Origin of the sequence: Neoakkermansia glycaniphila (assembly GCF_900097105.1) — a bacterium.
In the GTDB taxonomy this organism is placed as follows: Bacteria; Verrucomicrobiota; Verrucomicrobiia; order Verrucomicrobiales; family Akkermansiaceae; genus Akkermansia; species Akkermansia glycaniphila.
The window spans coordinates 1,018,271-1,031,105 of record NZ_LT629973.1 but is presented as its reverse complement, the minus strand read 5'-3'; the positions used below and the strand labels follow the sequence as shown (position 1 = coordinate 1,031,105).

Below are 12,835 nucleotides of genomic sequence, written 5' to 3'. Positions count from 1 at the left end.
TAATCTTTTGTTCGGTGTTGACGGTTTCTTACTTGTAGCTGCGGATGGCGAGGTGCACGTTGTCGAAGGAAAGCGGTTCCTTGTGGAGGACGGGCAGTTCATCGACGCCTTTGAATTCCCATGCTGCAACGTAGGCGAACTGCTCGTCGTTGCGTTTGGCTTCGCCGTCCGGCATCTGGTATTCGACGCGGAAGTGGCCGCCGCAGGATTCTTCGCGGTGGAGTGCATCGTAGCACATGAGTTGGGCGAATTCGAGGAAGTCGGCGACGCGGCAGGCTTTTTCGAGTTCGGCATTGATGCCTGTGGCCGTGCCGGGAACGCGGACGTTTTTCCAGAATTCCTTGCGGATTTGCGGGATGCGTTCGATGGCCTTCATGAGGCTTTCGCGGGTGCGGGCCATGCCGCAGTTTTCCCACAGGAGGAGGCCGAGTTCGCGGTGGAAGGAGTCGACGGTGCGCGTTCCCTTGACATCAAGGAGGGCGTTGATCCTTTCCTTGACGGCGTCTTCGGTAGCTTTGAATTCGGGGGCTGCCGTGGTGACGCTGCCGGGTTTGGTGCCGGCAAGGTAGGTCGGGAGCGTAGACGGGATGACGAAGTAGCCGTCTGCAAGGCCCTGCATGAGGGCAGAGGCTCCGAGGCGGTTGGCTCCGTGGTCGGAGAAGTTGGCTTCACCGAGGACGTGCAGGCCTTTGACGGAGGACATGAGGTTGTAGTCGACCCAGAGTCCGCCCATGGTGTAGTGGACGGCGGGGTAGATCATCATCGGCGTTTCGTAAGGATTGTCGTCGGTGATTTCTTCGTACATGTCGAAGAGGTTGCCGTATTGTCCGGCAATCCATTCCTTGCCCATGCGGCGGATGGAGTCTCCGAAGTCGAGGAAGACGCCGAGGCCGGTGACAGCGATGCCGCGACCGTCGTCGCACTGTTCCTTGGCGGCGCGGGAGGAGATGTCACGCGGAGCGAGGTTGCCGAAGGAGGGGTATTTGCGTTCGAGGTAGTAGTCGCGTTCTTCTTCGGGGACGTCGGCAGCCTTGATTTGCTTGGTGCGGATTTTTTCCGCCACTTCGCGGCTCTTGGGTACCCAGACGCGACCGTCGTTGCGGAGGGATTCCGACATGAGGGTGAGTTTGGACTGGTAGTCGCCCTTGACCGGAATGCAGGTCGGGTGGATCTGCGTGTAGCAGGGGTTGGCAAAGAATGCACCGCGTTTGTATGCCTTGTAGGCGGCGGTGACGTTGCAGCCCATGGCATTGGTGGAGAGGAAGAAGACGTTGCCGTAGCCGCCGGTGGCGAGCAGGACGGTGTCGCCAGCGTAGGATTCGATTTCCCCGGTGATCATGTTGCGGACGACGATGCCTTTGGCTTCTCCGTCCACGACGACGAGGTCCATCATTTCGTGGCGGGAGTACATCTGGATTTTGCCCTTGGCGATTTCCTTTTCCATGGCCTGGTAGGCGCCGAGAAGGAGCTGTTGACCTGTCTGGCCGCGGGAGTAGAATGTGCGCTTGAGCTGTGCGCCGCCGAAGGAGCGGTTGTCGAGGAGGCCGCCGTATTCACGACCGAAGGGTACGCCCTGGGCGACGCATTGGTCGATGATGTTGGCGGATACTTCGGCGAGGCGGTAGACGTTGGCTTCACGAGCGCGGAAGTCGCCGCCTTTGACGGTGTCGTAGAAGAGGCGGTAGACGGAGTCACCGTCGTTCTGGTAGTTTTTGGCTGCGTTGATGCCGCCCTGAGCTGCGATGGAGTGTGCGCGGCGGGGGCTGTCCTGGTAGCAGAAGCATTTGACGTTGTAGCCGAGTTCCGCGAGGGTGGCGGCTGCAGCACCGCCTGCGAGGCCGGAGCCGACGATGAGGACGGTGTATTTGCGCTTGTTGTTCGGATTGATGAGCTTGGCGTCCCTCTTGTACTTGGTCCATTTGTCTTGGATCGGTCCTTCGGGGATGCATGCATCCGGCATCCAGTCGCTTACGGGAAATTCAATCATGGTTTTGATTCAGTTGGAAGGTTTACTTGAGGAATCCGCTCAGGACGGCGAGCGGGATGGAGATGAAGCCGCCGCAGACCACGATCGCATAGGCGATGGCGATGATGTTCCACAGGCTGCGCACCTTGCGTGTGGCGAGGCCGAGCGTCTGGAAGACGGATTGGACGCCGTGGCGCAGGTGGGAGAACAGGAAGAGGATGGCGACGATGTAGAAGCCGGAGCACCATACGTTGCTGAAGCCTTTTACGATCATGCCGTAGCAGTCGAAGACGAGGATGCTGTCCGGGTTGGTCGGATGAAGCGGTACGAGTACTTCGGGGATGCCGACGCGGACGGTGTACTGGAGGAGGTGGAAGATGAGGAAGCACAGGATCATCAGGCCAGTCCAGATCATCGCGCGGGAGGAGAGGGTCGCCGTGATGGTGCTCTTGTATTCGTATTGCTGGCGCGCTCCGTTGTTTTCCAACTTCAGGGTGATGGTGTATACGATGTGGACGAGTGCGACGACGAGCAGGCCGAGGCGGATGCCCCAGAGCATCCATGCGGGCATGGAGTGCAGGCCGAAGGCGTAGCTGTTGATGTATTCAGGTCCACCGAAAATGAGGAGGTTGCCGATCAAATGTCCCACGAGGAACAGGAGGAGGCACGCACCTGTGAGAGCCACAAGGATCTTGCGGCCAATCGAGGACGTGACGAATTTACAGGCTGTCTGTACAATAGCGTTCATAAGTGAATGGCGTCTGTGCGAGGAACTCTTTACTCTTTTTCCTCAGGAATAGCAAGTCCAAGTTACCTCTATCCGGAAAAATCTGCATTTGTCCGGCACCGTTGTCTGTGCGCCATTCGCGCTTTCGGCGGTTATTTTCGCTTGAGGGTGCGGATGAAGTTTTTGGTATCATCGGGCACGCGCAAGGATTCGACAATTTTTTGGATGGTTTTGTTGTGGGTCATTTTGTCAAGGTTGCCGTTTTGCAGGAGGGGCAGAGTCAGTTCCGGGTAGCGGACGAAGGCCGTGGAGAGAGCCCATGCAATGCCCATGTGTACGTAGTAGGCCTCATGGCGTATTCCTTCCAGTGTGTGGAGGACTCGGGAGATGTATTCGTCGTTGAGGTAATGGTCGAGCAGCATGACGATGCCGAAGCGCAGTTCGTATTCGTTGCCGGAGGTGAGGCAGGGTTGCAGAAAGTCCCAGACGCGCTGTTGGTGTTTGCGTGCGCAGGTGAGGCCGGCACAGAAGCTGTCACAGACGGACCAGTTGTCGATGAGGGGTATGAAGTCTGCCGTGTAGGCGAGGACGGTTTCGATGTCTGCGGGGATGGTTCCGATGAGCATGCCGTGGAGCATGCGTTCTTCGAAGTGGTGTTTGCCCGGGGCGTCGAGGTAGTCCTTCCAGTTGCCGCGGGCGAGGCGTTTGGCGATTTTCCTCAGATGGGGCAATCGAACGCCGAGGATGCCGGTTGCTCCGGGGATGAGGGCTGCCGTGAAGCGGGCATAGGGGGCCTCGGAGAGGCCGAGCAGTTCGCTGCGGATGGTTTCAAGGTTCGTCTGCATGATTGAATGTAGCATGTCATGCATGAGGCAGCAAGCGTTGCGGTGGTATGCATGAGGCCTCCCCCGGGTGGGGGGAGGCCTGCATAGGGGGAGTGTTTTTGTGAGAAGGTTTCTCTATGGAGCGCCCGATAACGGGGACTTTCACTTATAAAGCATAACAAAATGGGCTTTTTGTCTAATTTTTTAAATTTTGTGTGCTTTTTTGAATAAATCAGGGGGTGTCCGGTGTGGGGACGGGCTGTGATTCCGGCTGCCGGGGTGTTGCCGGATGGGCGGTTGCTCGGTCGAGGGCGTTTTGCGAGAGGTTGTCGCGCCAGCCGCTGGCATGATGGTAGTAGTGGACGGCGCGGTCGCGGTAGGGGATGAGGTCCGGAGTTTCTTCAACTTTTTTGTTGTCTTTGTAGTAGGTGACTTTTCGGTTCGGCTGGAGGATGACCATGACGTCGTCTTCCACATATCCGATGTGCTGGTAGTTGCAGAGGAAGTAGCGGGATTTGTAGCCGGGTTTCCGGGCGTCCTGCCCGTAGTAGGAGGCGATGTGCGGCATGTTGATGGCTCCGAGCAGCGTAGGCAGGACGTCGATCTGGCTGATGGCTTCGTCGTGCCGTTCCGGTTTGAAGTATTTGGGGGCGTAGATGATGGCGGGGATGCAGTGCGTTTCGGGGTTGAGTTCTTTTTTTCCTGCGCTGCCCGCTCCATGATCGGCGACGAAGAGGAAGACGGTGTTGTCGAACCATGGCCGTTTTTTCGTTTCTTCGATGAGGGCTCCGACGGAGTAGTCGGCATATTTGACACCCCCGAGGCGTCCGGTGCCGGAGGGGATGTCGATTTTGCCGGAGGGGTAGGTGTAGGGGCGGTGGTTGGAGGTGGTGAAGACGAAGTTCATGAAGGGTTTGCCTTTGGCATGGCTTTTATCGGCTTCGCGTATGGCCTGGCGGAAGAGGTCTTCGTCGCAGACGCCCCAGATGGAGGTGTGGGTGATCTGGTCGTCGGGGATGTCGAGTCTGTCGATGACTTCGAATCCGTTGTGCCCGAAGTAGTAGTTCATGTTGTCGAAGATGCCGTATCCGCCGTAGATCCATTTGGTGTCGTATCCGTGGCTTTTGAAGATGGAGCCTGCCGTCTGGAGGTTTTCGTTTTTGTCGCGGCGCAGGATGGCCATGCCGGGCAGGGGCGGGATGGAGGTGCTGACGGCTTCAAGGCCGCGGACGGAGCGGGTTCCGGTGGCGAAGGTGTTCGGGAAGAAGATGCCCTGGGCGGCGAGGCTGGAGAGGTTTGGGGTGACGTTGGCCCCATCTTCGCGGCGTTCGTTGAGGAATTCGCTGCCCATGCTTTCCATGACGACGATGATGACGTTGCAATTCAGCGGAGCCGCTTCCGGTGTGACGGTGCGGGTGATGCCGGTGCCGTCCGGATCGGAGAATACGATGCCAGGGCCTGCATGTTGTTCGCGCAAGAAGGCCGCATCGGCTTTCGTGTCGTCCGTCAGATAGAGTTGTTCATAGTTGAGTTCGTTTTTGAGGAAGGCGCTGAAGAGGCTGAAGAAGCCGTCTTTGGCCAGTTCGTTGTTGTAGTGGTTGGTTCCGTCTTCGGCATCGGCGATGTCGACGCAGAAGAAGGAGAGGACGAGCAAGGCGGCGGCTCCGCCGGCTACCGCCGTGCGGACAGGTAGTGCTGGTGCGGAAATTTCTTTAGGTATGAGGATGTTGCGGCAGGCCCAGACGATGAGGGCTGTGATGAGGATGAAGCCCGGAATGATCCATTCCATGGGGTAGGATTCCATGATGTTGCCGATGACTTCCTTGGTGTAGACGAGGTAGTCGACGGCGATGAAGTTGAAGGAGCTGCTGAATTCGTCCCAGAAGAAGACGGTGGCGGTGTCTTCAATGAGGTTGGCGAGGACGAAGATGGAGAACCATGTGATGGTGAAGATTCGGTCTCCTGCGCCGCCGTGTTTTTGCCGTGGCAGGCAGAGGAGGTAGATGAGGTAGGGAAGGAGCCAGTAGAGGCAGGAGATGGTTGTTTCGACGAGGCCATCTTTGAGGACTTCGAGCATGGGGAGGAGTCCCCAGTCCATTTTGTCGCCGTCCATGTAGATGGGGGCGATGTTCGCCAGTATTTCGAAGCTGAAATAGATGAGTATGAAGGGCAGGATGCGGCGGAGGTAGTAGTTGGTTTTGAGTGCGTTCAAAAGGTGGCGCATATGTTTGTTGCTGTTGGATGGAGGTGTCTATCCGGTGGCCTGCAGGGAAAGGGCAGGATGTAAAAACAAGTACGCATCCCCATTCGCCGTTTTTGAGACTGCGGGAGCGGTTGTTTTGTTGAGAAAAATTTGCAGAAAAAACAGTTCGTGCCGGGATGGCGGGGCTGTGCCGTCAGCAGATGCGCGGCAGTTGTTCCCCGTACGGTTTGGAGAGGATGCGCCTCACGCCCAGCAGGCCGTCGATGAGGAGGGGCGCCGTGCCGGAGGGGATGACGGTTCCGATGCGGGCGGCTTCAGGGTTGTGGCGCTGTAGGGCGAGGAGGGTTTGTTCCGCCTGTTTTTCGGGGACGATGGCGAGGTATCTGCCTTCGCAGGCCGTTTGGAGGATGTCGAGGCCGAGCAGGTCGCATGTGGAGCGGACTGTTTCACATACGGGGATGGCGGTTTCGTCGAGCAGGATGGTGGTTCCGGAGGTTTCGGCCAGTTCGTTCAGGGTCATGGAGAGTCCGCCTCGGGTGATGTCGCGCAGGCAGTGGATGGCGATGCCGGATTGCAGGAGGGTACTGACGGACGGCCAGAGGTTGGCGGAGTCGCTTTGCAGGTCCGTTTGGAGGTCGATGCCCGCCCGCGCACTCATGATGGTGATGCCGTGGCGGCCGATGTCGCCACTGACGAGGACGGCGTCTCCCGGTTCGATGGAAGAGGGGGCGATGGCGAGGCTGTGTTCGACGATGCCGATGCCGGAGGTGTTGATGTAGAGTCCGTCTCCCTTGCCCTGTTCGACGACTTTGGTGTCTCCTGCAACGATGGCGATGCCTGCCTGCCGGGCAGTCTGTCCCATGGAGTGGGCGATGCGGGAGAGGACGGCGGTGTCAAGCCCTTCTTCGAGGATGAAGCCTGCCGTGATATACAGGGGGCGGGCTCCGCTCATTGAGAGGTCGTTGACTGTACCGTGGATGGCGAGTGAGCCGATGTCGCCGCCGGAGAATTCGATCGGATGGACGACGAAGCTGTCCGTGGTAATGGCGAGTTTGCCTTTCGGGGCAGAGACGACGGCCGAGTCGTGCTGTGTCAGGTTTTCTGTACCGAATGCCGGCAGGAAGATGTCTTCGATGAGGCGGCTGGTCATTTCGCCGCCCCCGCCGTGGGCGAGCCGGATGCGGTGCGGGTCGGGTGCCGGAATGGGGCAGGTGAACATGGTTGCTTGTAGGAGGGATTCCAGCGGAATGGTATCATGGCGCAACCGGATATGCAAGGATGGCGGATGCGGCGTGCCCCCGGGATACGGAACGGGGGAAGATTTTCTCTTCCCCCGTGGCTGCCCGGCAACCCCGGGCAGGAGATTGTGCGCCGGTCCGTTCGGGAGCGGGCGCGACGATGCCGTTAGCGTTTTGCGGCCGGTTCGATGGCGGATACTTCTTCCATCAGGGCGGCGGCGGAGCGCTGGACGTTGACGTCGCTGGATTTCTGGGCCACTTCGAGGAGCTGCTTGAGGCTGTTCACGGATGTGGCGGATACGGGTTTGCCTTTGTCGCGCGTGGCTTGAAGTGCCTTGACTTTTTTCTGGACGTCGAAGAGTTTCTTGAGGCCGTCGCTTTTCTGGAATTCGCCCATCTGTTCGTTGAAGTCGTCGATGGAGGGGACGGCGGCTTTCAAGCGGTTGATGGAGACCATGGCTTCGAGCGGGTTGGTGTCGCAAAGGCCCTGAATCGCGCATTTTTCGTCTTCGACCCATGCGTCGAATGTTTTGCAGATTTCAGCGGCTTCCGTGTCGTCGGTTTTTTCGCGCAAAGGAGCGATTTTCGCTTCGATGTTTTTACCCGTGGAGACGACGATTTTGGTGAGGCCCTTGTATTTTTTCAACTCAAGGCCGCCGAGGATGGCGTACCCGGAGGTGACTTTGGCCATTTCGGCTTCGACTTTGTCATACAGGGAAGAGGGAGATCCCGTTGCTACGATTTTGCCGTTCGCGCCGATGAGGACGGCGTGAGGGATGCCGCCGGGGCATTGGGCTTCGGAGATGCTGAGACCCTGATAGATGGGGAACGTGATTTTGTTCTGTTTCAGGAATTTCTGGATTTCAGGCGAAGAGCCCTGCATGTGGCTGCCGATGACGGTGAAGCCTTTGGCCTGGTATTTTGCCTGGAGCGCTTGCAGGTGAGGCATGCTGGCTCGGCAGGGCGGGCAGTTGATGCCCCAGTATTCGAAGAAGATGACTTTTCCCCGAAGGTCTTTGGTTTTGACGGTCGAGCCGTAAAGGTGCGAGCTTTGGTTGAAGTCCGGCAATGTAGCTTTGTCGCCGACGGCTGCCTGCGCCATGGAGAGAGCCGCACAGATCGCTACGATCGGGAAGATGTGGAAGTTACGGTTTTGCATATAAATGGAATTAGAAAGATCCGCAGGCAAGGTTCAATGGGGTTCCTTGCCTGCGGAGCGCGAATTCTAGGCGTGTCGCAGGGCGATGTCAAGATTGAGCACATGATTTTTGTCATCATGTCACAGTCTGTTTTATGATGTATATGTGCTTGTTAGTAAGGTGATGGGGATGTTTAGACAAAGACGAACCACGTCGCATTCAGGTGCTTCGTGGTTCGCCTTTTTGGTCGCTTGTGCTACAAGTGTCTGGATTTCAAGAATGGCAGTTCGGGCGATGTTACTCGTCGTCGGTTTCCTTTTCCGGTTTGAGGACGGTGCCGAAGACGGTTTTTTGCACTTCTTCGTTCGTTCTGCCTGCGAAGTTGAGTTTTTGCCGTTCCGTGGCGTCGGCAAAGAATTCGCGGGCAATTTTTTTCATTTCGTCATATTGCATGATGAAGGAGGATGCCGACCATGCGGCGGCACGGATGGTGACGTCGAGAGAGTTTTCCGGTTCGTCGCTGCAGGCGATGCGCAGGACTGCTTCCGGGTATTTTTTGTCTCCGCTGGCAAGGTATCCTCCCCAGCATGCGTCCAGAGTCGATGGGCCGGCGGTTTGGGCAGTGGAGACGTCGGGTATTTTGCCTTGGGCGTATTGCAGGGCTGTGCGGAAGATTTGTTGCCAGTCTTCGGGCAGGGAGGAGGCCGTTTTCATCCATTCATCGACGCGGCCGGGGTTGGATTGGAAGATTTCCCCGAAGAAGACGATCATAGAGGGGATGGCGTTGCACTGGCGGGTGTCTGGGAAGGCTTTGGATACGTCGATGATGAGTTCGCCGATGATGCCGGGGTCGGGATGCTGGAAGTAGTGCATCATGATGTCTCCGGTTTTTTTGAGCAGGTCACCGGTTGCAGGAGGTGCGGCCGGCGATGGCGGCGGGGCCGGTGTCGCAGGCGTGGCGGGCTGGTCTGCCATGCAGGCTGCGGCGGTGATGAGCGGGATCAGTATGGTTTTCATGGTTGTTTTCATGTGTGGTTTGGGGGGAGTGGTTCGGTTGCGGTTCGTCGGTAGCGGTAGCATGCGGCGCAGGCTCCTTCGCTGGAGACCATGGGTGCGCCGAGAGGGGTGAGCGGTGTGCAGGCCGTGCCGAATGCCGGGCAGGCTTCCGGGGAGAGGATGCCTTTGAGGATGTCTCCGGCGCGGCAGATGTTTGTTTGTGGTGCGGCGGGAGCGGAGTTTTCCGGCCAGCGGTGGAGGGCGTCGAAGTGTGCGTATGCGGGGTGCAGGTCCATGCCGCCGAGGGGGATGGAGCCGATTCCCCTCCATTCCCGGTCGACGGGGATGAAGGTTTCCCGCATCAGGCCGAGGGCGGCGGGGTTGCCTTGCGGACGGACGACGCGGCGGTAGGGGTTGGTGAGGGCGGATGTTCCCCTTTCGAGCTGCAGGATGCAATCCCGGATGCCTTCGAGGAGGTCGACGGGTTCGAAGCCGGTGACGGCGATTGGGACGCGGTGACGTGCGCAGATCGAGGCATAGTCGCCTTCTCCGGTGATGGCGCAGACATGGCCGGGGGCAAGGAAGGCATCGGGCCGTGCATCGGGTATGCCGAGGAGCATGGCGAGGGCCGGAGGCGCGAGGACGTGTGCGCAGATGATGCTGAAGTTTTTCAGGCCGAAGGCGGCGGCTTTTTTGATGGCGAGTGCTGTGGCCGGAGCTGTGGTTTCAAAGCCGACGGCGAAGAAGACGATTTCTTTTCCGGGGGTGTCTGCAGCGGTTTGTACGGCATCGAGGGGGGAGTAGTACAGGCGTATGTCGGCTCCCCGTGCTTTGGCTCCGAGCAGGTCGCCCAGTGTGCCGGGTACGCGGAGCATGTCCCCATAGCTGCCGAGGATGGCGCCGGGTTCGGAGGCGATGCTTACGGCGCGGTCGATGAGGGAGACGGGGGTGACGCAGACGGGGCAGCCGGGGCCGTGGAGGAGGGTGATGCTTTCCGGTAGCAGTTTTTCGATGCCGTAGCGGGCGATGGCATGGGTTTGTCCGCCGCAGACTTCCATGATTTTCCACGGGCGTGTGACGGTGCTGCGGATTTCGTCGATAAGTTCGCGCACTCTGGTTGTGTCGCGGTAGGCGGTGGCAGGTGTCATGGCGAGGGTTCCTGCTCGGCGGGCAGGAGTTTGCGGAGGTCGTCCCGGATGGCGAGTGCTTCGTTTTCGTGCATGACGCTGAGGGCAATGCCGACGTGGACGATGACGTAGTCGCCGATTCCGGCTTCGGGTACGCAGCCGAGGTTGACGTCGCGGCAGACGCCGCCGAAGTCGACGGTGCCCATGCGGAAGAGGGGGTCGGCTTCGGAGATGGAGGTGATTTTTCCGGGGACGGCGAGGCACATGGCGGTCAGACGGTGGTGAGGGTGAGTCCGGCGGCGGCGAGTTGTCCGTAGGCGAGGCCGCCATCGTGCGCAGGTACGCGCTGCGGGTAGTCGAAGGTGAGGCCGGCCTGTTCGGTGCGGTCGCACAGGAGGTCGAGCAGGAGGGTGTTGAGGAAGCATCCGCCGCCGACGGCGATGTGGGTTCTGCGGCAGGATTGGGCGATGCGGACGATCAGTTCGGCAAGGCCGTCGTGAAAGCGCCATGCGAGTTCTTCGGCGGAGGCTTCGCGTTTGAGTTCGCTGTCGAGGAGGCGGAGGACGGGTTCCCAGTCGCAGACGAGGCAGCCGTTTTCTTCCCGGATGTCCCATGAGAGGGGCGACGGTTTGTTCTGTTCCGTTTCGTGGTAGCGGCGGGCGAGGGTTTCGAGTTGCATGGCCGCATGGCCTTCGCAGAGGTTGGGCCCGTGGAAGCCGAGGTAGCAGGAGACGGCGTCGAAGAGGCGGCCCATGCTGGAGGTGAGCGGCGAGTTGAAGCATTTGTCCATCATGGAGCGTACGGCGTCGCGGACGGTGGCGGCGAGTTCGCGGTTGACGGTTTTGCGGAGGGTGGGGCAGGCTTCGGCGGAGAGGGAGTGGAGGAGGCTGAGGGCGCAGCGTGCGGGTTCGCGTGCGGCGGCGTCGCCTCCGGGGAGGGGGTAGAGACGGAGGTGGGCGATGCGTCGGCAGTCCGTTTCGCCGATGTCGAAGAATTCGCCGCCCCAGATGGTGCCGTCCGTGCCGTAGCCGGTGCCGTCCCAAGCGGTTCCGAGGGCGGGTCGCGGCGTGTGGTTTTCTTCGATGCAGGCCATGACGTGGGCGACGTGGTGCTGGACGGAGATGACGGTGAGGCCTTTTTTGAGTGCGAGGTATCTTCCGTAGCGGGAGGCGGCATAGTCGGGATGGGAGTCGACGATGAGGCGGCCGTACCCTGCATGCAGCAGGCGGCCGAGGTTGTCGATTTCCCGGCGGAAGGTGGATGTGGAGGCTTCGGTTTCGAGGTCGCCGAGGTGCTGGCTGAGGACGGCGAGGCCGTGCGCGCGCCAGCAGAGGGTGTTTTTGAGTTCGCCGCCGAGAGCGAGGGTGTCCGGTCCCTGGGAGGGGCCGACGGGGAGAGGCGCATAGCCTCGGGCGCGGCGTACGACGATTTCCCGGCCACGGAAGACGCGGACGACGGAGTCGTCCACCGGGCGGAGGATGGGTCTGTCGTGGAGGAGGTGGAGGTCGGCGATGCGGCGCAGGGAGCGGAGGGCATCTTCCTGCGTGTGGCAGAGGGGGGCGCCGCTGAGGTTGCCGCTGGTGCAGACGAGAGGTGCACCGTATTTTTTGAGGAGGAGGTGGTGCAGCGGCGTGTGCGGGAGCATGATGCCGAGGCTGGGGCTGCATGCGGCGACGGAGGGGGCGATGGGTGCACCGGCGCGGCGGGTGAGGAGGACGATGGGGGCGGATGGCGAGCGGAGGATGCGTTCTTCATCCGGTGAGATGCGTGCGAGGGTGCGTGCGGTTTCCACGGAAGGTACCATGAGGGCGAAGGGTTTGGCATCGCGCGCTTTGCGGCTGCGGAGACGCCGGACGGCTTCTTCGTTCGCCGCGTCGGTGAGGAGCTGGACGCCGCCGAGGCCGAGGATGGAAACGATGCCGCCGGATCGGAGGGTGTCGACGGCCCGGTTGAGCATGGCTTTGATATCTCCGGGTTTTCTGCCTTTCCGCAGGAGGGTGCCGGTGGCATCGTAGAGGAGGAGGGAGGGGCCGCAGTCGGGGCAGGCGTTGGGCTGGGCATGGAAGCGGCGGTCTGCCGGGTTGCCGTATTCTTCCCGGCAGGTGCTGCACATGGAGAAGATGCGCATGGCGGTGCGTTCGCGGTCGTAGGGAAGGTCTTCGATGATGGTGTAGCGGGGGCCGCAGTGGGTGCAGTTGGTGAAGGGGTAGTAGTAGCGGCGGTTGTCCGGGTTGAAGATGTCCGCGACGCACTGATCGCAGGTGGCCAGTTCAGGGAGGATGACGGGGACGGCGGCCGAGTGTGCGCCGCTTTCCTGGATGTTGAATTCCGCGTAGCCTGCGGGTGGGAGGGTGCAGGGTTCGATGGTGAAGAGCCGGGCGAGCGGCGGCGCATCGGTTTCCAGTCTTGTGCGGAAGGCGGAGAGTTGTTTGGGGTGGCCTTCGATTTCTATTTCGACTCCTGCAGGCGTGTTGCGTACCCAGCCCGCGAGGTGCAGTTCTTCGGCGAGGCGGAAGACGAAGGGGCGGAAGCCCAGCCCCTGAACGGCGCCCGTGATGTTGAGGCGGAGGCGGGAGATGTGTTGGCGGGGATGGTTTTCAGGGGAGGGAGCCATG

The 12,835-nt window shown here is 60.2% G+C and carries 10 protein-coding genes; all 10 read right to left on the bottom strand.

Annotation, left to right across the window (positions count from 1 at the left end; translation table 11 throughout):
* Positions 1 to 28: 28 nt before the first annotated feature.
* The 10 genes from PYTT_RS04255 to hypF all read right to left on the bottom strand — a co-directional run bounded on the left by PYTT_RS04255 (position 29) and on the right by hypF (position 12,834).
* Positions 29 to 1,987 carry a fumarate reductase/succinate dehydrogenase flavoprotein subunit gene (locus PYTT_RS04255; protein ID WP_067774812.1) on the bottom strand — a complete coding sequence of 653 codons (1,959 nt, stop codon included), beginning with the start codon at positions 1,985 to 1,987 and terminating at the stop codon, positions 29 to 31.
* 22 nt (positions 1,988 to 2,009) lie between these two features.
* Complete coding sequence (locus PYTT_RS04250) at positions 2,010 to 2,714, bottom strand: succinate dehydrogenase cytochrome b subunit (protein ID WP_067774815.1); 705 nt, start codon at positions 2,712 to 2,714, stop codon at positions 2,010 to 2,012.
* A gap of 131 nt (positions 2,715 to 2,845) precedes the next feature.
* Positions 2,846 to 3,538: a DNA alkylation repair protein gene (locus tag PYTT_RS04245; RefSeq protein ID WP_067774818.1), complete on the bottom strand. Its 693-nt coding sequence runs from the start codon at positions 3,536 to 3,538 to the stop codon at positions 2,846 to 2,848.
* A 211-nt stretch (positions 3,539 to 3,749) separates the two neighbouring features.
* The gene (locus PYTT_RS04240) at positions 3,750 to 5,741 is read right to left on the bottom strand and encodes an LTA synthase family protein (RefSeq protein ID WP_067774821.1); all 1,992 of its coding nucleotides are present in this window, start codon (positions 5,739 to 5,741) and stop codon (positions 3,750 to 3,752) included.
* Positions 5,742 to 5,913: 172 nt separating this feature from the next.
* Positions 5,914 to 6,939: a hydrogenase expression/formation protein HypE gene (gene hypE / locus PYTT_RS04235; RefSeq protein ID WP_067774866.1), complete on the bottom strand. Its 1,026-nt coding sequence runs from the start codon at positions 6,937 to 6,939 to the stop codon at positions 5,914 to 5,916.
* 185 nt (positions 6,940 to 7,124) lie between these two features.
* A complete protein-coding gene (locus PYTT_RS04230) occupies positions 7,125 to 8,117 on the bottom strand; it encodes a TlpA family protein disulfide reductase (RefSeq protein ID WP_067774824.1) in 993 nt (330 codons plus the stop codon).
* A gap of 277 nt (positions 8,118 to 8,394) precedes the next feature.
* Positions 8,395 to 9,114, bottom strand: a complete 720-nt coding sequence (locus PYTT_RS04225) for a hypothetical protein (protein ID WP_141675777.1) — start codon at positions 9,112 to 9,114, stop codon at positions 8,395 to 8,397.
* Positions 9,115 to 9,122: 8 nt separating this feature from the next.
* The gene (hypD, locus tag PYTT_RS04220) at positions 9,123 to 10,241 is read right to left on the bottom strand and encodes a hydrogenase formation protein HypD (protein WP_067774830.1); all 1,119 of its coding nucleotides are present in this window, start codon (positions 10,239 to 10,241) and stop codon (positions 9,123 to 9,125) included.
* A complete protein-coding gene (locus PYTT_RS04215; RefSeq protein ID WP_067774832.1) occupies positions 10,238 to 10,486 on the bottom strand; it encodes a HypC/HybG/HupF family hydrogenase formation chaperone in 249 nt (82 codons plus the stop codon). The genes hypD and PYTT_RS04215 overlap by 4 nt, the downstream gene beginning before the upstream one ends.
* 5 nt (positions 10,487 to 10,491) lie before the next feature.
* Positions 10,492 to 12,834, bottom strand: a complete 2,343-nt coding sequence (hypF, locus tag PYTT_RS04210) for a carbamoyltransferase HypF (protein WP_067774836.1) — start codon at positions 12,832 to 12,834, stop codon at positions 10,492 to 10,494.
* Position 12,835 lies beyond the last annotated feature (1 nt).

Coding starts and splice junctions, on each gene's coding strand:
- PYTT_RS04255 (WP_067774812.1), bottom strand. CDS start 1,987: ATGATTGAATTTCCCGTAAGCGACTGGATGCCGGATGCATGCATCCCC.
- PYTT_RS04250 (WP_067774815.1), bottom strand. CDS start 2,714: ATGAACGCTATTGTACAGACAGCCTGTAAATTCGTCACGTCCTCGATT.
- PYTT_RS04245 (WP_067774818.1), bottom strand. CDS start 3,538: ATGCAGACGAACCTTGAAACCATCCGCAGCGAACTGCTCGGCCTCTCC.
- PYTT_RS04240 (WP_067774821.1), bottom strand. CDS start 5,741: ATGCGCCACCTTTTGAACGCACTCAAAACCAACTACTACCTCCGCCGC.
- hypE (WP_067774866.1), bottom strand. CDS start 6,939: ATGTTCACCTGCCCCATTCCGGCACCCGACCCGCACCGCATCCGGCTC.
- PYTT_RS04230 (WP_067774824.1), bottom strand. CDS start 8,117: ATGCAAAACCGTAACTTCCACATCTTCCCGATCGTAGCGATCTGTGCG.
- PYTT_RS04225 (WP_141675777.1), bottom strand. CDS start 9,114: ATGAAAACCATACTGATCCCGCTCATCACCGCCGCAGCCTGCATGGCA.
- hypD (WP_067774830.1), bottom strand. CDS start 10,241: ATGACACCTGCCACCGCCTACCGCGACACAACCAGAGTGCGCGAACTT.
- PYTT_RS04215 (WP_067774832.1), bottom strand. CDS start 10,486: ATGTGCCTCGCCGTCCCCGGAAAAATCACCTCCATCTCCGAAGCCGAC.
- hypF (WP_067774836.1), bottom strand. CDS start 12,834: ATGGCTCCCTCCCCTGAAAACCATCCCCGCCAACACATCTCCCGCCTC.